Source organism: Massilia eburnea (genome assembly GCF_050709955.1).
GTDB lineage: Bacteria > Pseudomonadota > Gammaproteobacteria > Burkholderiales > Burkholderiaceae_D > Rugamonas > Rugamonas eburnea_A.
Window position 1 is genome coordinate 1 of record NZ_JBNZFX010000031.1, and the last position, 18,897, is coordinate 18,897.

The window sequence follows — 18,897 nt, forward strand, 5'->3', positions numbered from 1 at the left end:
AGGATGCTTCGCGTTACGAGAAGCTGTGTGGCGGAGAGCCCGGCATCGACCCGTATACCCGCACCGTCAGCGACGTGTACCAGGACGTGTTTGCGGAAGGATCGTTCATCGGCAAGGGCATCTACGATGTCGACGTATTCGAAGAGGTGCTCGGCAAGCGCCTGCCGGATAACCGCATCCTGAGTCACGACCTGCTGGAGGGCTGCTACCTGCGCGCCGGCTTGCTGAGCGATGCGCAGCTATATGAACACTACCCGGCACGCTATCGCGATGACGTGAGCCGGCGCCAGCGCTGGATCCGCGGCGACTGGCAGTTGCTGCCATGGCTGATGCGGCGCGTGCCGCTGGTGGGCGGCAAGCACGAAAGCAATCCGCTCTCCGCACTGTCGCGCTGGAAGCTGTTCGACAACTTGCGCCGCAGCCTGGTGGCCCCGGTCCTGACCCTGTCGCTGCTGATGGCCTTTGCCGCCCTGCCGCATCCATGGTTCTGGGCCTTGGCCGTGCTGGCGATCATTTTCATGCCGCCGCTGGTGAGTTCCATCTACGACTTGCTGCACAAACCGGACGACACGCTGTGGAGCCAGCACGTACCGACTTCGCTGCGCCGCAGCGGCATGCAATTCGCGCACGCCTTGCTGACATTGGTGTTCCTGCCATATGAGGCGTATATCAGCCTGGACGCGATCGTGCGTACCGCCTGGCGCATGCTGGTCTCGCGGCGCCGCCTGCTGGAATGGCGTGCCTCGGGATTGGCGCGTGCCGGCACCAGCCTGGCCAGCAACTGGCGCACCATGTGGATTGCGCCGCTGCTGGCGCTGGGCGCCGGGGCCGGACTGGCCATGCTGCGCCCGAAAGCGTTCGAGGCGGCCCTGATCTTCGTCGCAGCCTGGTTTGCCTCGCCGCTGGTGGCGTGGTGGATCAGTCTTCCCATCGCGCGCCTGCAGCGGGCATTGAAGGAAGACCAGAATCTGTTCCTGCACAAGCTGTCGCGCAAGACCTGGCTGTGGTTCGAGACCTTCGTCGGGCCGGAGGACAACTGGCTGCCGCCGGATAATATGCAGGAGCATCCGAGCCAGGTGGTGGCGCATCGCACTTCGCCCACCAATATGGGCATGGCGCTGCTGGCCAACCTGACCGCTTACGACTTCGGCTACATTACCGGCGCCCAGCTGGCGGCACGCACGGCCAGCACGCTGGACAGCATGTCGCAGCTGGAGCGGCACCAGGGCCACTTCTACAACTGGTACGACACCCAGTCGATGAAGCCGCTGCACCCGATCTATATTTCCACCGTCGACAGCGGCAACCTGGCCGGCCACCTGCTGACGCTGCAGGCTGGCCTGGTCGGCATCGCCGAACTGCCGATCGTGCCCCCGAACCTGGCGCAAGGCCTGGCCACCACCTGCGCCCTGGTGCGCGAGGCCGCCGCCTCGGCTGGCAGCGTGGCGGCCGAAGCCCTGGCCGCGCTGGAATCGGCTATCGCGGCAGCGCCTGCCGCCTATCCGCCGAGCCTGCGGCAGCAGCGCGCCTGGCTGGTGCGCGCTTGCGAAGGCGCCGAACAATTCCTGCGCCAGGCATCGATGCCGCTCGACCCGCAAGTTGCCGCATGGGCTGGCGCACTGCATTCCCAATGCCGCAGCATGCTGGAGGAGCTGGATGGCTTCGCCCCCTGGATCACGGCGCAAACCGAAGCCCAATACGACACCGCGCTTGACCGCGTGCCGAGCCTGCGGGAATTGGCAAGCTGGCCGTTGCCGGGTGCGGCGCTGAGCGACCTGGCGCCGGACGAGCGCGAACGCCAGCAGCAACTGGCAACGCTGGTGGAGCAGGGCGCGGCACGCGCGCGTGAACGGCTCGATATGCTGAACCGCTTGTCGCACCAGGCCAATGAATTCGCCCAATGTGAATATGGCTTCCTGTTCAACCAGACCACGAAGCTGCTGGCCATCGGCTACAACCTGAGCGAACGGCGGCTGGATGCGAGCTGTTACGACCTGCTGGCCTCCGAAGTGCGATTGGCCAGTTTCGTCGCCATCGCGCAGGGGCAACTGCCGCAGGAGCACTGGTTCGCCATGGGCCGCCAGCTTTGCATCGTGCACGGCCAGCCGGTGCTGCTGTCGTGGAGCGGCTCGATGTTCGAGTACCTGATGCCGCTGCTGGTGATGCCGACCTACCCTAGCACGCTGCTGGACCAGACCTACCAGTCGGTGGTGGCGGCGCAGGTGGAATACGCCAAGCAGCGCAATGTGCCGTGGGGGGATTTCCGAATCGGGCTATAACACCACCGACGCGGCATTGAACTACCAGTACCGCGCCTTCGGCGTGCCGGGCATCGGGCTGAAACGGGGCCTGTCGGAAGACCTGGTGGTGGCGCCTTACGCCACCATGCTGGGATTGATGGTCGATCCGGATACATCGTGCCAGAACCTGCAGAAGATGGCGGCCATGGGCTTCATGGGGCGTTACGGCTTCTACGAGGCGATTGATTACACGGCGGCGCGCCTGCCGCGCGGCCAGCAATATGCCATCATCAAGTCCTTCATGGTGCACCACCAGGGCATGGGTTTCCTGGCGCTCAGTTATGTGCTGAACGACCGGCCGATGCAGCGCCGCTTCGAATCCGACCCGTTGCTGCAATCGACCTTGCTGGTGCTGCAGGAGCGCAGCCCGCGCATCGGGGCCTTCCATTCGGCCAGCGCGGAGCAGGCCTCGGTGCGCAGCACGGTGCCGGACCAGGCCGCGCCAATGCGTATCACGAGCCAGCACACACCGCCGATTCCGGAAACCCAGCTCCTGTCGAATGGCCGCTACCACGTGATGGTGAGCAGTGCCGGCGGCAGCTACAGCCGCTGGAACAACCTTGCCGTGACGCGTTGGCGGGAAGACAGCACGCGCGACAACTGGGGCCAGTTCTGCTATGTGCAGGATGTGGAGGATGGCGCCGTCTGGTCCACGATGTACCAGCCGACCCAGGCTGAGCCGAAGCGGCTGGAAGTGATCTTCTCCGAAGGCCGGGCCGAGTTCCGCCGCAGCGACAACGAAATCGAGCTGTACACTGAAATCGTGGTGTCGCCGGAGGACGATATCGAGATGCGCCGCACCCGCATCTCCAACCATTCTGACCGGCGCCGCATCATCGAGATCACCAGTTTTGGCGAAGTGGTGATGGCGCCGGCGCCGGCCGACAATGCGCACCAGGCTTTCAGCAAGCTGTTCGTGCAGACCGAGATCGTGGAGGACGAAAGCGCCATCCTGTGCACGCGCCGCCCGCGCGGCAAGGACGAGAAGACACCTTACCTGCTGCATGTCATGACGGTGCACGACGCACAGGTGCAGCAGGTATCCTACGAGACCGACCGCGCGCGCTTCATCGGTCGCGGCAACACGGCGCAGATGCCGCTGGCGGTGCAGGAGCCGGGACCACTGTCCGGCAGCGAAGGTTCGGTGCTCGATCCGGTCGTGGCGATCCGCTACCGCATTGCGCTGGAACCGGGCCAGGTGTCGGTGGTCGACGTGGTGACCGGCATGACCGATACGCGCGATGCCGCGCAATACCTGATCGACAAATATCAGGACCGTCATATGGCGGACCGGGTGTTCGAACTGGCATGGACGCACAGCCAGGTGGTACTGCGGCAGCTGAACGCCAGCGAAGCCGAGGCCCAGTTGTACGCGCGCCTGGCCAATCATGTGATCTATCCGAATGCGGCCTTGCGCGCTGAAGCTGGCATCCTGGTGCGCAACCAGCGCGGCCAGTCCGGCCTGTGGGCTTACGCGATTTCCGGCGACTTGCCGATCGTGCTGATGGAAATCCGCGATGCGTCGAATATCGAACTGGCGCGCCAGCTGGTGCAGGCGCACGCCTATTGGCGCCTGAAAGGGCTGGTGGTGGACCTGGTGATCTGGTACGAAGACCGCTCCGGCTACCGCCAGGCACTGCATGACCAGATCATGGGCCTGATCGCCTCCGGCCTCGATGCGCAGGCCATCGACCGGCCGGGCGGCATCTTCGTGCGGCCGACCGAAGGCATCGCCCCGGAAGACCGCGTGCTGCTGCAGACCGTGGCGCGCGCCGTGTTGAGCGATGAGCGCGGCACGCTGGCCGATCAATTGAAGCGCGGCGTGGCGACGACATTGCGCATGCCGCCGCTGATGGCGGAGGCGCGCGCCGATTCGGCTGAAAGCGACGCGGCGGCAGGCGTTCCGTTGCCGGACGACTTGATCCTGGTGAACGGATTGGGGTGGCTTCACGCCGGACGGCAAGGAGTACGTGATCGCCACCGGTGCCGGGCAGCGCACGCCGCTGCCGTGGTCGAACGTGATCGCCAACGCGCAGTTCGGCAGCGTGGTGTCGGAAAGCGGCCAGGCCTATACCTGGCAGGAGAACGCCCACGAGTTCCGCCTGACGCCGTGGCATAACGACCCGGTATCGGACCTGAGCGGAGAAGCCTTCTACCTGCGCGATGAGCAGACCGGCCGCTTCTGGTCGCCGTGCGCCTTGCCTGCGCCTGGCGTGGGCAACTACCTCACCCGGCACGGCTTCGGTTACTCCTCGTTCGAGTACGCCGAAACCGGTATCAGCAGCCGCATGACGACTTTCGTGGCGCTCGATGCGCCGGTGCGCTATACGGTGATCCGCGTGCGCAACGATTCCAATGTGGCCCGCAAACTGTCGGTGACAGGGTACGTGGAGTGGGTGCTCGGCGATATGCGCTCCAAGTCGGGCATGCATATCGTGACCGAGATCGACCCGGTGAGCGGTGCGCTGTTTGCGCGCAATGCCTACAACACTGAATTCTCCGGCCGCGTGGCCTTCTTCAATGCCGATGCGTCGGTGCGCACCGTGACCTGCGACCGCACGGAATTCATCGGCCGCAATGGCAGCCTGGCGCGGCCGGCCGCGCTGCGGCGCGTGCGTTTGTCCGGCAAGGCCGGCGCGGGGCTGGATGCCTGTGCCGCGATCCAGGCGCCGTTTGAGCTGCAACCGGGGCAGGAGCGCGAAATCGTGTTCGTGCTGGGCATGGGCGGCCGCCGCAACGCCGACGCCAGCAACCTGGTGCAGCGGCACGGCGGGCGCGGCGCGGCGCTGCAGGCCCTGGGCGAAGTGCACGAACACTGGGACAAGGTGCTGGGCGCGGTGCAGGTCCAGACGCCCGAACCAGAACTCGACGTGCTGGCCAATGGCTGGCTGATGTACCAGACCATCGCTTGCCGCATGTGGGCACGCAGCGGCTATTACCAGAGCGGCGGTGCGTTCGGCTTCCGCGACCAGTTGCAGGATGCGATGGCGATGGTGCACACCCGTCCCGACATCCTGCGTGAGCACCTGGTCCTGTGTGCGGCGCACCAGTTCGTGGAAGGCGACGTGCAGCACTGGTGGCACCCGCCGTCCGACCGCGGCGTGCGGACACACTGCTCGGACGATTACCTGTGGCTGCCGCTGGCGGCGTGGCGCTACGTCTCCAGCACCGGCGACATGTCGGTGCTGGACGAGCAAGCGCATTACCTGGAGGGCCGTCCGGTGCAGCCGGAAGAGGATTCCTATTACGACATGCCGAGTCGCTCGGCGCACGTCGGCGATTTGTACGAACACTGCGTGCGCGCAATCCGCAATGGCTTGCGCTTTGGCGAACACGGCTTGCCGCTGATCGGCTCCTGCGACTGGAACGATGGCATGGACAAGGTGGGCGAGCATGGCAAGGGTGAAAGCGTGTGGCTGGCCTGGTTCCTGATCGAGGTGCTGCAACGCTTCGCCGAGGTGGCGGAGCGGCGCGACGACGCATCGTTCGCCAACGAGTGCCGCGCGCAGGCCAAGACCTTGGCCGCCAATATCGAAGCCAATGCCTGGGATGGCCAGTGGTACCGCCGCGCCTACTTCGACGACGGCACGCCGCTCGGCTCCGCGCAGAACGAGGAATGCCAGATCGACTCGATCTCGCAAAGCTGGGGCGTGCTGACCGGCGCCGCTGACAAGACGCGCGTGGAAGGCGCGATGGAGCAGGTGGAGGCGCGGCTGGTGCGGCGCGACTTCGGCCTGATCCAGCTGCTCGACCCGCCGTTCGACAAGGCCGACCTGAATCCCGGCTACATCCGCGGCTATGTGCCGGGCGTGCGCGAGAACGGCGGCCAGTACACCCACGCCGCCATCTGGACCGTGATGGCCTTCGCGCGCCTTGGCGACGTGGAACGCGCCTGGGACCTGATGCGCATGATCAACCCGGTACGGCATGGCTCCAACGCGGAAACCTGCGCACGCTACAAGGTGGAACCCTATGTGGTGACCGCCGACGTGTACGCTGTCGAACCGCACGTCGGCCGCGGCGGCTGGAGCTGGTACACCGGCTCCTCCGGCTGGATGTACCGCCTGCTGCTGGAATCCCTGCTCGGCCTGACGCGCCAGGCCGACAAGCTGCTGCTGGCTCCGCGCCTGCCGGCAGCGTGGCCAGGCTTCACGCTGCACTACCGCTACGGCAGCAGCAGCTACATCCTGCGCGTGACCCGCGGCGAAGCTTCCGCCTCGCCAACCGAGATCGCCCTGGTCGACGATGGCACCACCTACGAAATCGACATTAGAGTGTAATTTGAAAGTCGGGGTCAGCTGCGGCTTCCCGGGGAGCTCAATGTCCGATTGCCGGAGCTGACCCCGACTTTAGGTGTGCTATCCTCTGCGCGCTTGTAACAACAGAGAGATGCCATGTTCCGACTGTCTTTGCCTGCTGCCGCTGTGGTGGCTGCGTTTGCGTTGCCTGCGTGGGCGCAAGATCCGCTGAGCTTTGCGCGCTACGACCAGGTGCGCACGACCGACCTGCACCTGGACCTGAAAGCCGATTTCGCGCGCAAGACGCTCGACGGTTATGCGGAACTCTCGCTGAACTGGATCGACAAGTCGGCCCACACCCTGGTGCTCGACACCCGCCAGTTGAAAATCGCACGGGTGCAGGTCCTGCAGCCGGACGGCAGCTGGGCGCCGGCTTCCTTCATGCTCGACCGGCAGGATCCGAAGAAGGGCCGCGCCCTGCGCATCGCGCTGCAATCGCAGCCTGAAAAAGTCCGTATCTATTACCGCACTGCGCCGACCGCCAATGCGCTGCAGTGGATGAATCCCGAGCAGACGCTGTCCGGCAAGCGCCCCTTCATGTTCAGCCAGTCGGAACCGATCGAGGCGCGCTCCTGGGCGCCGGTGCAGGATACGCCGGCAGTGCGCTTCACCTACAGCGCCCACATCGACGCGCCGGCAGGCATGCGCGTGGTGATGAGCGCGGAAGGCGACCAGCACGCAACCGGCAAGGGCGGCTGGAATTTCAAGATGCCGCAGCCGATCCCGTCCTACCTGCTGGCCATCGCCATCGGCGAGATCGAATTGCGTAACCTCGGCCCGCGCACCGCGGTGTACGCGGAACCCGGCCGCATTGATGCCGCGGCCTACGAATTGGCCGACACCGAGAAAATGGTGAACGCTGCCGAAGCCCTGTTCGGCCCTTATCGCTGGGGGCGTTACGACATGCTGGTGCTGCCGCCATCGTTCCCGATCGGCGGCATGGAAAACCCGCGCATGACCTTCCTGACCCCGACCATGATTGCGGGCGACCGCAGCCTGAACGACCTGATCGCGCACGAGCTGGCGCACAGCTGGTCCGGCAACCTGGTCACCAACGCGTCGTGGAAGCACTGGTGGCTGAACGAAGGCTTTACCACCTACGTCACCACCCGCATCGTGGAGAGCCTGTACGGCAAGGAGGTGGCCGACATGAACCTGCAAGTGGAGCAGGCCGAGGCCATCGCTTCGCTGAAGGATATCCCGCCCGCCAAGCAAGCCTTGCTGACCAAGGATGCCGACACCAACCCGGACACCTACACCGATGAAGGCCTGGCCTATCCGAAAGGCGCCTGGCTGCTGCACACGCTGGAGCAGCGCGCCGGCCGCGAAGTGTTCGATCCATTCCTGCGCGGCTGGTTCGACCAGCATGCTTTCAAGTCGGCGACCACCGGCGAATTCGTCGACTACCTGCGCAAGAACCTGCTGCTGAAGAATCCCGCCATCATGGGTGACGCGGAGCTGGACGAATGGCTGCATGGCAGCGCCATCCCGGCCAGCGCGCAATACGTGAATTCGGCGCGCCTGGCAGCGCTGGACGCCAAGCGCGAAGCCTGGTTGAAAGGCGAGCTGGCGACCAGCCTGCTGGAGACGCAGCAGTGGGTCGCGCTGGAGTGGATGCATTTCCTGAACGGCATCGACGCCAAGGCCAACGCTGCGCAAATGAAGGAGCTCGATGAAGCGTTCAAGCTGCGCGACACGAAGAACAATGAAATCGGCTTCCGCTTCCTGCTGGCGTCGGTGCATGCTGGCTACGGCGTGCGTGAACCGCTGAATGCCTTCCTGATGAGCGTGGGCCGCCAGAAGTTCGTGGTGCCGCTGTACAAGGCGCTGCTGAACAACCCGAACGAAGCGTCGTGGGCCAGGGGCGTGTACGCCAAGGCGCGCCCGCGCTACCATCCTGAGACCCAGGGCTCTGTCGACAAACTGCTGAAGAAATGACCATGCTGCTGAAGAAACCACTCGCCACCCTGCTCATGCTGGCCTTTGCCGCCAGTGCCGTCGTCTGCGCGCCGGCCAGCGCGGCAGCGGAGGGCACGGTTGCCGCTGCCGCGGCCAAAGCGCCGGCGTTCGACCTTGATCGCGACGTCAACCTGGCGCTGAAAACCTTCGACGTGCCGGGCATTGCCATCGCCATCGTCAAGGACGGCAAGGTAGTGGCGACCAAGGGCTTCGGCGTGCGCCAGCTCGGCAACCCTGCACCGGTAACGGACAAGACCCTGTTCGAGATCGCCTCGAACTCGAAGGCCTTTACCGCCGCCGGCCTGGCGCAACTGGTGGACGAGGGCAAGCTGGGTTGGGATGATCCTGTCACCAAGCACCTGCCAAGCTTCCAGATGGCGGACGCCTACGTGACCCATACCATGACCGTGCGCGACCTGCTGGTGCACCGCAGTGGCCTCGGCCTGGGTGCCGGCGACCTGCTGTGGTGGCCGACCACCACCTTCAGCACCGATGAAATCATCGACCGCCTGCGCCACGTGAAACTGGCCACCAGCTTCCGCAACAACTACGCCTACGACAACCTGCTGTACATCGTGGCCGGCAAGATCATTGCGCAGAAGTCCGGCAAGAGCTGGGAAGAGGCGACCCGCGAACGTATCCTGGCGCCGCTGGGCATGAACGGCACCACCACCAATGTCGACCAGATGTTGAAGGCCGCCGACTACTCGGCGCCGCACAGCAAGATCAACGGCAAAGCCGCCGTCGTCAAGCCGATGCCGGTGCAGAACGCGGTGGGTGCGATCGGCATCCAGACCAATGCGGAAGACATCGCCAAGTGGATGCAGGTGCTGCTCAACGAGGGCCAGCTGGAAAACGGCAAGCAGCTGTTCAGCGCCAAGCAGGCGCGCGAGATGTGGACCCAGCAGACGCCGATCAAGATCAGCGAACCGAAACCGGCGCTGGCTGCCACCAAGCCGAACTTCTCGGCGTACGGCCTGGGTTTCCAGCTGCGCGATTACCGCGGGCGCAAGATCGCCATGCACGGCGGCGCGCTGCAGGGCTTCTACTCGCGCATCGTGATGGTGCCGGAAGAGAAGCTGGGCGTGGCCATCTTCACCAATGCGGAGAACGGTCCGGCCATGACGGCGCTGCAATGGCGCATCCTGGACAACTACATGGGGGCGGCGCCGACCGACTGGATCAAGGTGTATGCCGAGCAGGAAGCCGAGATGCACAAGGAAGAACTGGCGCGCCAGGGCAAGCTGACCGCAGCCCGCGCGGCGGCATCCCGGCCTTCGCTGCCGCTGGCGTCCTACAACGGCGACTACAACGATGCCTGGTATGGCACGGTGAGCATCAGGCAGGAGGGCGGCAAGCAGCGGATGTCGTTCAGCCGCACGCCGGACCTGAGCGGCACGCTGGAGCACTTCCAGCACGACACCTTCATCGTGCGCTGGCACGAGCGCAATTTCAACGCGGACGCCTACGTGACGTTCGCGCTGAATCCGGACGGTTCGATCGACCATATGAAGATGGCGCCGGTGTCCAGCGAGACCGATTTCAGCTATGACTTTGCCGATTTGTCGTTCACGCCCGTAAAGAAACCATAAGCAAATTACTGTGCGGCAATTGTGTCGCATAGCGGCCTCCCTTGTTTGTCGGAACGCACCCGACGGCTGAGTTTTTGTGCAAAATGAAAGCAGCCGAGAAGTGTCAACCTGGGAGGCGCTATGTTGCGTACGGTGGCAATGAAAATGGCCTTGCTGACGGCGACCGCCGTGCTTGGCCTGCTCATCCTGACAGTGCTCGGACGCCACCAGATGGAGCGCGTCTACGACGGCGCCAACAACGCCAACATCAATGCGGTGCCGAGCCTGATCATGCTCGACTCGCTGCGCCGCAGCTTCCTGCAGCTGGGCCTGGGACTCGAGCGCCGCCTACAGGCGGCCGACAGCCAGTCCGCGGCGCATTTCGACCAGCTGGTCGAATCCCAGCGCCAGGCCGTGCGCGAGGCCATCAACCGCTATGAGACCGATGGCTGTCTCGGTTCGGACTGCTTCGCCGATAACAAGGACAAGTCCTACCTGGAGCAAGAAAAAGTGGTGTGGGCCCGCTACGAGGCGCAGACCGATGCCGTGCTGGCGACGGTGCGGCGCGGCGCCCTGGCGCAGGCACACGAGCTGCTGGTCGACATGGACCCGCTGGCGGAGCAGGTCACGCGCCTGGTCACCGGGCATATCGCTTACAACGCCCAGGTGGCCACCGAACAGACCCGGCTTGCCGAAGAGACCAAGCGCGAGGCGCTGTACCTGACCCTGGGGGCGGGCGGCATCATGCTGGCCGCGATTGCGGCGCTGGGCTTCTATACCGCGCGTTCCGTGATCCGCCAGCTGGGCGGCGAGCCGGAGCAGGCCGCCATCGTCATGTCGCGGCTGGCGGCGGGTGACCTGTCGGGGGACGTGGTCCTGCGGCCGGGCGACCAGGACAGCATGATGGCGCGGGTCGCCAGCATGCGGGCCACCATGGAGCGGCTGGCGGCGCGGGCCGAGGAAATCGGGCGCGGCAACCTGCAAGACGAGGTGCCCCTGGCCTCGGCCCAGGACCGGCTGGGGCGCGCCATCAACGATATGATCCGCATGCTGCGCACGAGCAGGGCCGAGGATGAACGGCGCAACTGGATGAAGGATGGTGCCAGCCAGTTGAACGGCGCGCTGACGGGCGACCTCACCACGGAGGAGCTGGCCGAAGCGGCAATCAGCATGCTGGGGCGCTACCTGGGGGCCGGCCGTGGCGTGTTCTACCTGTTCAATGAGCGCGCGCAGCAGCTGGACCTGATCGGCAGCTATATGTACACCGAGCGCGACAACGTCGGCGCGCATTTTGCCCTGGGCGAGGGCGCGGTGGGGCAGGTGGCGCGGGAACGCAAGCCGATCGTGCTGGCCCTGGCGCCAGGCGAAGCGGCGGCCCCGATCACCACCGGCACCAGCAGCGCCGCGCCGCACTATACCTATACCTATCCGCTGCTGCACGAGCGCGAACTGATCGGCGTGGTGGAACTGGCCAGCCACGAGAAATTCGACGAGCGCAAGCTGGAGTTCCTGTCCAGCGTGAGCGGCATGATCGCGGCGCTGCTGTATGTGGCGGAGCAGCGCGTGCATATCCGCAAATTGCTGGCGGCCAGCGAAGCCTCGGAGCAGGAGACGCGGCTGCAGAGCGAGCAGTTGCGCAGCATCAATGCGCAGATGGAGGAGCAGCAGCAGCAGCTGCAGCAGCAGGCGGAGGAGCTACAGCAAAGCAACGCGCAGATGGAGGAACAGCAGCAGCAAATGCAGCAACAGGCGGAGGAGCTGCGCCAATCCAATGCGCAGCTTGAGCAGCAGGGCGACCAGATGCGCCAGCAGAATGAGCAGTTGCAGGAGGCGCGGCGGCAGGAGGAGGCCAAGGCGCAGCAGCTCAAGCAGTCGAGCCAGTACAAGTCCGAGTTCCTGTCGAATATGTCGCATGAGCTGCGCACCCCGCTCAATTCCATCATCCTGCTGTCGAAGATGATGTTGAGCGACGAAGCGGGCAAGCTGGAAGGCGAGCCGGCCAAGTGGGCGCAGGTGATCCATCGTTCCGGCCAGGAGCTGCTGCGCCTGATCAACGATGTGCTGGACCTGTCCAAGGTCGAGGCCGGCCATATGGAACTGCATGCGGGCAGCGTGGGCGGTGAAGATGTCTGCAACGAGCTGCAAAGCATGTTCGAGCACCTGGCGCGCGACAAGGGCTTGACGCTGGAGTTGGACAATGCGCTGCAGGGCGAGTTCGTCACCGACTGGGACAAGCTGGCGCAGATCCTGCGCAACCTGGTGGCCAATGCAGTCAAGTTCACGCGCAAGGGCGGCGTTGCCTTCCGCATCGAGCGGCGCCAGGGCATGCCGTTGCCGATCTGCCTGTCGGTACGCGATACGGGAATCGGCATCGCGGCGGACAAGCTGGCCGTCATCTTCGAGGCCTTCCAGCAGGGCGATGGCTCGACCTCGCGCGAATTCGGCGGCACCGGGCTGGGGCTGACCATCAGCTTGCGCTTCGCGCAGATGCTGGGAGGAACCATCGAAGTAGAGAGCACGCCGGGCCAGGGCAGCACGTTCCGCGTGCTGCTGCCGGAGCAGTTGCCCGCGGCAACGCCGGTGGAGCCAGCGGTGCCGCAGCATCCGGCACCTGGCGCGGCGGCTGTCGTCGAGGGCGCCGCGTCGTTGACCTTGGCGGATGACCGCCATCACCTGCTGCCGGGCGACCGTGTGATCCTGCTGATCGACGACGACCCGGTATTCTGCCGTTCGCTGCTGGCGATGAACCGCCAACTTGGCTGCAAGACCCTGCTTGCGCATACCGGCGAGGAAGGCCTGCGGCTGGCGCGGGCGCATGCGCCGCATGGCATCCTGCTCGACCTGGGCCTGCCCGACCAGGATGGCAGCGGCGTGCTGCATGAAATCAAGAGCGACGGCGCGCTGGCCCATATTCCGGTGCACATCGTTTCGGCGCGCGACCGGGACGAAGCCTTGCTGCAGCAGGGCGCCATCGGCTTCCTGCAAAAGCCTGCCGACGACCAGCGCCTGGCAGCCGCCGAGGCCATGCTGATCGATGCGCTGGCGCAGGCGCAGGGCAGCGCCATGCTGGTGCTGGAAAACGGCGGCATTACGGCGCAGGAGGTGGCGGTCATCGTCGGTCCGCAGCGCGGCCCGGTGCTGGCGGCGGACGCCAGCTGCCCGCTGGAAGAACTCCTGCAGCGGCACGGCTGCCGCCTGGCCATCATCGATCTCGGCGCATCGCCGCTGGACGAAAGCCTGGCGCTGGCCAAGCGGCTGCGCGCAGCGGCTCCCAAGCTGGCGCTGGTGTTTTACGCCAGCCGCATGCCGGACGACGAGCAGAGCTTGCGCCTGCGCGAATACTCCGAATGCGTGATCGTCAAGACGCCGCACAGCGAGCAGCGGCTGCTGGAGAACGTGGAGCGTTTCCTGCGCCGCGTGCCGCAGCAGCAGGCGGCGCAGCAAGGCGCGGGCGCGACACAGGCGGCGGACGGCCGCGCCTTGTGCGGGCGGCACCTGCTGCTGGTCGACGACGACCCGCGCAACCTGTTCGTGCTGACCGCCGCGCTGGAGCGCCATGGCGCCAAGGTCAGCCAGGCTGTCAACGGCAAGCGTGCGCTGGAGTTCCTGGGCGCGCAAGCGGTCGACATGGTGCTGATGGATATCATGATGCCCGAAATGGACGGCTACCAGGCCATCAAGGCGATGCGCGCCGATCCGGCGCTGACCCAGCTGCCGGTGCTGGCCCTGACCGCCAAGGCCGCGCCGTCGGACCAGGCGGACGCGCTGGCCGCCGGCGCCGACGACTACCTTGCCAAGCCGGTCGACTATGACGTACTGGTGGCCAAGGCCATCAAATGGTCGTACGGGAGGCAGCCGTGAGCGTCACGCTGCACCGGCATGGCGGGATCTGCGGCATCGCCGTGCTGGGGCGGCTGGATGGCGCGGCCGGCACCGCGGAGCTGGAACAAGCGCTGGGGCAGGCGCTGGCCGAGGTCTCCGGCGGGCCGGTGGAGGTGAGCTTTTACGACGCCGACACGCTGCCGCGCGCAGCGGTCGAACTGCTGGCCGACGCGCTGGCGGCCGGCGGCCGGCTGCGCATCGTCGCCTATCATGCCTTGCTGGCGCATAGCCTGATGCGCATCGGCCTGCCGGTGCGCCAGGTGGCCAACGCGCGCGACGCGGCGTCCGCGCCGGCAGCCTGCCGTGCGCTGGCGCTGGCGGGGTCGGCGCAAAGCCTGGACAAGATCCTGCATATCGTGGCGGCACTGCCGCTGGCGCAGGTGGCGGTGTTCGTGCTGCAGCACGTGGACGAAGAGCAGGTCAACCTGCTGGACCAGCTGCTCAAGGTGCGCACCGACTACGAGGTGGTGATGCCGCAGCACATGCTGGCGGTGCGGCCCGGGACCCTGTACGTCGCGCCGCCCGGCCATCACATGAAGGTGGCGCACGGCAGGGTCTACCTGACGCGCGACCGCAAGATCCAGTCTTCGCGCCCTTCGATCGACGCCCTGCTGGGCACATTGGCCGCCGAATACGGCGCCGGCGCGATGGCCGTGCTGCTATGCGGCTATGGCTGCGACGGGGTGGACGGCTGCGCCGCCGTGCGCGCGGCAGGCGGCACGGTGGTGGTGGAGGAGGGCAGCGAATGCGAGGGCGCACGCGCCATGCCGGATGCGGCGCGCGACGCCGGCCATTACGATTACGTGATGAACCTGCGCGCCATCGCCAGCGTGGCCGCGGCCAGCGTGGCAGGCGAGGCGGCCGCGCCGGCCGGACAGCTGCTGGACCTGTTCCTCGATGCGGTGGCCCACCAGTGCGGCTATGACTTCCGCAACTACCAGCGCGACAGCCTGCAGCGCCGCTTCATGGCGCTGATGCGCCAATTCGGCTTTTCCTCCTTTGCGCGCTTCCAGCGCGCGGTGCTGTCGGATGCCGCCTTGTTCGAGCGGCTGGTGGCGGAGTTGCCGGTCGGCGTGACCAGCTTCTTCCGCCATCCCGAGCAGCTGCGCCTGGTGCGCGAGGAAATCCTGCCCTACCTGGCCAGCTTCCCCATGATCAAGCTGTGGTCGGCCGGCTGCTCCACCGGCGAGGAAGCGTATTCGCTGGCGATCATGCTGGAAGAGCTGGGACTGCTCGAGCGCAGCCACCTGTTCGCCACGGATCTCAGCAGCTATCTGCTGGAGCTGGCCAAGATCGGGCTGTTTCCCCTGGCCAGCCAGGAACAGAACCGGCGCAATTACCTGGTGGCCGGCGGCGGCGCGACGGCCGATGCCTGGCTATCGCAGGGCCCGGGCTACCTGCGGGTCCCCGAGCACTTGCGGCTGCGCGTGCTGTTTCATCGCCATTCGCTGACCGGCGAAGGGATCTTCAACGAATTCCAGCTGATCCTGTGCCGCAACGTCCTGATCTACTTCGACGCCGAACTGCAGCGCCAGGTGCTGCGGCGCTTTGCCCGTTCGCTGCACGTGGACGGCTTCCTGGTGCTGGGTCCCCAGGATGGGCTTAATATGATGGCTTTGGAGCAGGGTTTCGTACCGTACGAAGCCGGGAGTTTCATCTACCGGCGCGGAGGAGCGTTGCATGATTGATAAATTCAACGTGCTGGTGGTGGACGACAACGCCAGCAACCGGGTTTCGCTGGCCGCACTGCTCGGCCGCCTGCCGAATTGCCGCATCCTGGAGGCGGCCTCGGGTGAGGAAACGCTGCTGATGGCGATGCAGTACGACTGCCACCTGGTCCTGCTCGATGTGCACATGCCGGGCATGGACGGCTTTGAGACGGCGCGCCACCTGCAGATGGCGGAACGCACGCGCTTCATCCCCATCGTTTTCATCACCGGCATTTTCATGAGCGATGAATTCGTCGGCCAGGGCTACGCGCTGGGCGCCGTCGATTACCTGGTCAAGCCGCTGGACGACAACCTGCTGCTGAATCGGGTACGGCAGTACCAGCACCTGTATGAACGCGAACTGGCGCTGCAACGCCGTACCCACGACCTGGAGGCGTCCAACCTGCAGCTGTCGGAGGCGCTGCAGCGCCTGCACATGGCGCAGGACAAGCTGGTGCAGTCGGAAAAACTGGCGGCGCTGGGCGCCATCGTGGCTGCCGTGGCGCACGAGTTGAATACGCCGATCGGCAATTGCATGACGGTGGCGTCCACGCTGGAAGACAATGTGGTCAGTTTTGAGCGCGCCCTCAGCAACCACACGGCCCTGAAACGCTCGCAGCTGGACGAATACCTGCAAGTGTCGCGCACGGCCAGCCAGCTGATGCTGCGCGGCTTGCGCAGGGCCGCGGAACTGGTGGCGAACTTCAAGCAGGTGGCGGTCGACCACACCAGTTCGCAGCGCCGCAATTTCGAGCTGGGCGAGGTGATCGGCGGGGTGGTCCAGTTGATGAACGCCACGCTGCGCAAGACGCCCTTCCTGGTGGAAGTGGATATCCCGCCCGGGCTCTGGATGGATAGCTATCCCGGGCCGATCGACCAGATCGTCTCCAACCTGATCAACAATTCGGTGCTGCATGGCTTTGTGGGACGCGACACGGGGCGCATGCGCCTGCTCGCCTGGCGCGAAGGCAGTTCGATCGTGCTGGTGTACAGCGACGACGGCGTCGGCATGAGCGAGGAAGTGCGGCAGCACGTGTTCGACCCCTTCTTTACCACGCGACTGGGCGAGGGCGGCAGCGGACTGGGGATGAATATCTGCTATAACCTGGTCACCGGCTTGCTTGGCGGCTCGATCGAGGCCTCTTCAGGCGAGCAAGGCGGCTGCGTGTTCACCCTGACTTTGCCGCAAGTGGCGCCGCCTGCGCTGGAATCGGCCTGACAGGACAAATTTCAGACAAACAAGTGAGATTTCGTGAGCCTATTTCATGTGCGCATGCAGCATAATATTGCTTAATTTGTGTACATGGGAGAATGAATGACTAGTCTGATCGTTTCCATAGCCGTCGTCTTGGGCGGTCTGTTCGTGGCCGGATACGGTTTTGTTACTTTGATGAGCCGCCTGCAGTCCCGCTAGGAAGTTCCAGTTCAAATACCTTGCGCTTGTGCGCCGCGATCTCCCCCAGCGCGCGCCGAAAAGCCGGGTAACCATTGAGAAGCTTGTCAAAACTGCCATCGGCTTGAGCAAGTTTCAACCCCCTCTCCACCCGCTGCGCCATCGCCTTGTTGTCCTTGTTGACGAAGAAGTAGAACGGCACGCGGTAGTGCAGGAAGATGGTCGGTTCCACCATCAATCCCTCTTTTCCGTACACCTGCTCCTCCGCCCACGCTTCGTGCACGCCGCGCGGCATGTAGTCGAAGCGCTTTGCTTTCAGCATCGGGAACAGGGAGCTGTAATTGACCGTGGTTTCCACCGGCAGGCCGTTGTGGCGCAGCACGTCCACTGAAGGCCAGTTGAGGCCTGCGCCGGCGCTGAGCTTGCGCAGGTCGCCCAGGGTATGAATGTCGCGGAAGCGCGCCTCATCTTCCTTGCGGATCATGAAGACCCGGTAATCGTTCAAGTCGCGCACCAGCGATATGCGGATCGGCAGCAGGTCGCGTTCGCGCTGGGCATTGGTGCCGTCCCACATGATGTTGATGACGCCGTTGCGTTTGAGTTCCAGCGCGCGGCGCGGGCTGGTCAACTCGTGGGGATAGAACTCGATGGAGAAGGGGCCGTCGGTTTTTTCCAGCGCGAGGCGCAGCAGCAGGTGGAAATAGGTGACCTGTACTTCGGAGCCGGGCGTGACCGAGGGCAGGATAAAGCGCATCAACGGCGCGTTGGCCGCGCCGCCTGCGTTAGCCAGGGTGGATGCTGCCGCCAGCAGCAGGCCGGCGGCAGCGCGTCGCAGCTCTCTTAGCACCGATTACTGCGGCTTGACGAACTTCAGCGTCATGCGGTCGCTCTCGCCGATGGCGGCGTACTTGGCGCGGTCCTTATCCTTGTTGGTAAAGGTTGGCGGCAGCGCCCATACGCCGTTTTCGTGGTTGGCATCGTCCTTGGCATTGGCGTTGACTTCGGACTTGGCCACCAGCTTGAAGCCGGCCTGCTCGGCCATCTTGATCACGTAGGCTTCGTGCATGTAGCCGGAACTGGCCTTGGCATCCTGGGTCATGGCAGCCGGCAGGCGGTGTTCTTCCACGCCGAACACGCCGCCTGGTTTCAGGCTGTCGTAAACGCTGGCCATCAGCTTCTTCATGTTCTCGTCGCCGGTGCCGATCCAGTTGTGGATGTTGCGGAAGGTGAGCACCATGTCGGCGCTGCCTTTCGGGGCGTAGGTGTACACGCCGTTGCCTGGCTCGAAGGCGCCCAGCACCACCTTGTCGCGGCCCGGCTGCTTGCCCAGGAATTCCTGGAAGCGCTCAGCCGACTTGCGCACGCGTTCGTCGGCCGATTGCGGGCTGGAGCCTGCGGTAATCAGCTTGCCCTGGTCGCGCAGGTAGGGCGCCAGGATTTCGGTGTACCAGCCGCCGCCCGGCGACAGTTCGACCACCGTCATGTTCGGCTTGATGCCGAAGAAAGTCAGGGTCTCGTAAGGGTGGCGGAATTGGTCGCGTTTGACGTTGTCCGCGTTGCGCGATGGGTTGGCGATCGCGGCTTTCAAGGCAGGATCTGCGAGTGCAACGCCGGAAAAGCCGGTGAAGCCAACGGCCAACAGGCCGGCCAGGACGTACTGTTTCATTCAGGAGTCTCCTTTTTCGTTGGGCAGGCGACGCAGCAGCTCCGGTCGCCCGGGCCTTGATGATCGTGCAAGCTGGCCGCCCGGTCAAGTGTCCGCGCGGACGGTGTGCGGACAGTGGC

At 65.2% G+C, this 18,897-nt stretch carries 9 protein-coding genes and 1 pseudogene; 8 read left to right on the plus strand and 2 right to left on the minus strand.

What is annotated here, in order from left to right; translation table 11 throughout:
* From ACQ4MM_RS17035 to ACQ4MM_RS17070, 8 genes and pseudogenes are all read left to right on the plus strand, one after another.
* Positions 1–2,279, plus strand: a pseudogene (locus ACQ4MM_RS17035) (cyclic beta 1-2 glucan synthetase); the annotation flags it as partial.
* On the plus strand, positions 2,245–4,419 hold the full coding sequence (locus ACQ4MM_RS17040) for a glucoamylase family protein (RefSeq protein WP_431478470.1): 2,175 nt from the start codon (positions 2,245–2,247) through the stop codon (positions 4,417–4,419). The pseudogene ACQ4MM_RS17035 and the gene ACQ4MM_RS17040, both read left to right, overlap by 35 nt.
* Positions 4,349–6,580, plus strand: coding sequence for a GH36-type glycosyl hydrolase domain-containing protein (locus ACQ4MM_RS17045; protein WP_431478699.1), 2,232 nt, complete (start codon positions 4,349–4,351; stop codon positions 6,578–6,580). Before ACQ4MM_RS17040 ends, ACQ4MM_RS17045 begins: the two co-directional genes overlap by 71 nt.
* Before the next feature lie 114 nt (positions 6,581–6,694).
* A complete protein-coding gene (locus tag ACQ4MM_RS17050) occupies positions 6,695–8,536 on the plus strand; it encodes a M1 family metallopeptidase (protein ID WP_431478471.1) in 1,842 nt (613 codons plus the stop codon).
* A 2-nt stretch (positions 8,537–8,538) separates the two neighbouring features.
* A complete protein-coding gene (locus ACQ4MM_RS17055; protein ID WP_431478472.1) occupies positions 8,539–10,149 on the plus strand; it encodes a serine hydrolase in 1,611 nt (536 codons plus the stop codon).
* Positions 10,150–10,269: 120 nt separating this feature from the next.
* Positions 10,270–13,989, plus strand: a complete 3,720-nt coding sequence (locus tag ACQ4MM_RS17060) for a response regulator (protein WP_431478473.1) — start codon at positions 10,270–10,272, stop codon at positions 13,987–13,989.
* Positions 13,986–15,698 carry a chemotaxis protein CheB gene (locus ACQ4MM_RS17065; RefSeq protein WP_431478474.1) on the plus strand — a complete coding sequence of 571 codons (1,713 nt, stop codon included), beginning with the start codon at positions 13,986–13,988 and terminating at the stop codon, positions 15,696–15,698. The genes ACQ4MM_RS17060 and ACQ4MM_RS17065 overlap by 4 nt, the downstream gene beginning before the upstream one ends.
* Complete coding sequence (locus ACQ4MM_RS17070; protein ID WP_431478475.1) at positions 15,691–16,938, plus strand: sensor histidine kinase; 1,248 nt, start codon at positions 15,691–15,693, stop codon at positions 16,936–16,938. Before ACQ4MM_RS17065 ends, ACQ4MM_RS17070 begins: the two co-directional genes overlap by 8 nt.
* Before the next feature lie 163 nt (positions 16,939–17,101).
* Here the strand turns inward: ACQ4MM_RS17070 and ACQ4MM_RS17075 are convergent, their stop codons facing one another.
* Together ACQ4MM_RS17075 and ACQ4MM_RS17080 are read right to left on the minus strand one after the other, a co-directional pair.
* Entirely contained in the window at positions 17,102–17,959 is an 858-nt protein-coding gene (locus ACQ4MM_RS17075) for a substrate-binding periplasmic protein (protein ID WP_431478476.1), read from the minus strand.
* Between the two features lie 3 nt (positions 17,960–17,962).
* Positions 17,963–18,778, minus strand: coding sequence for a class I SAM-dependent methyltransferase (locus ACQ4MM_RS17080; protein WP_431478477.1), 816 nt, complete (start codon positions 18,776–18,778; stop codon positions 17,963–17,965).
* Between the last annotated feature and the right edge of the window lie 119 nt (positions 18,779–18,897).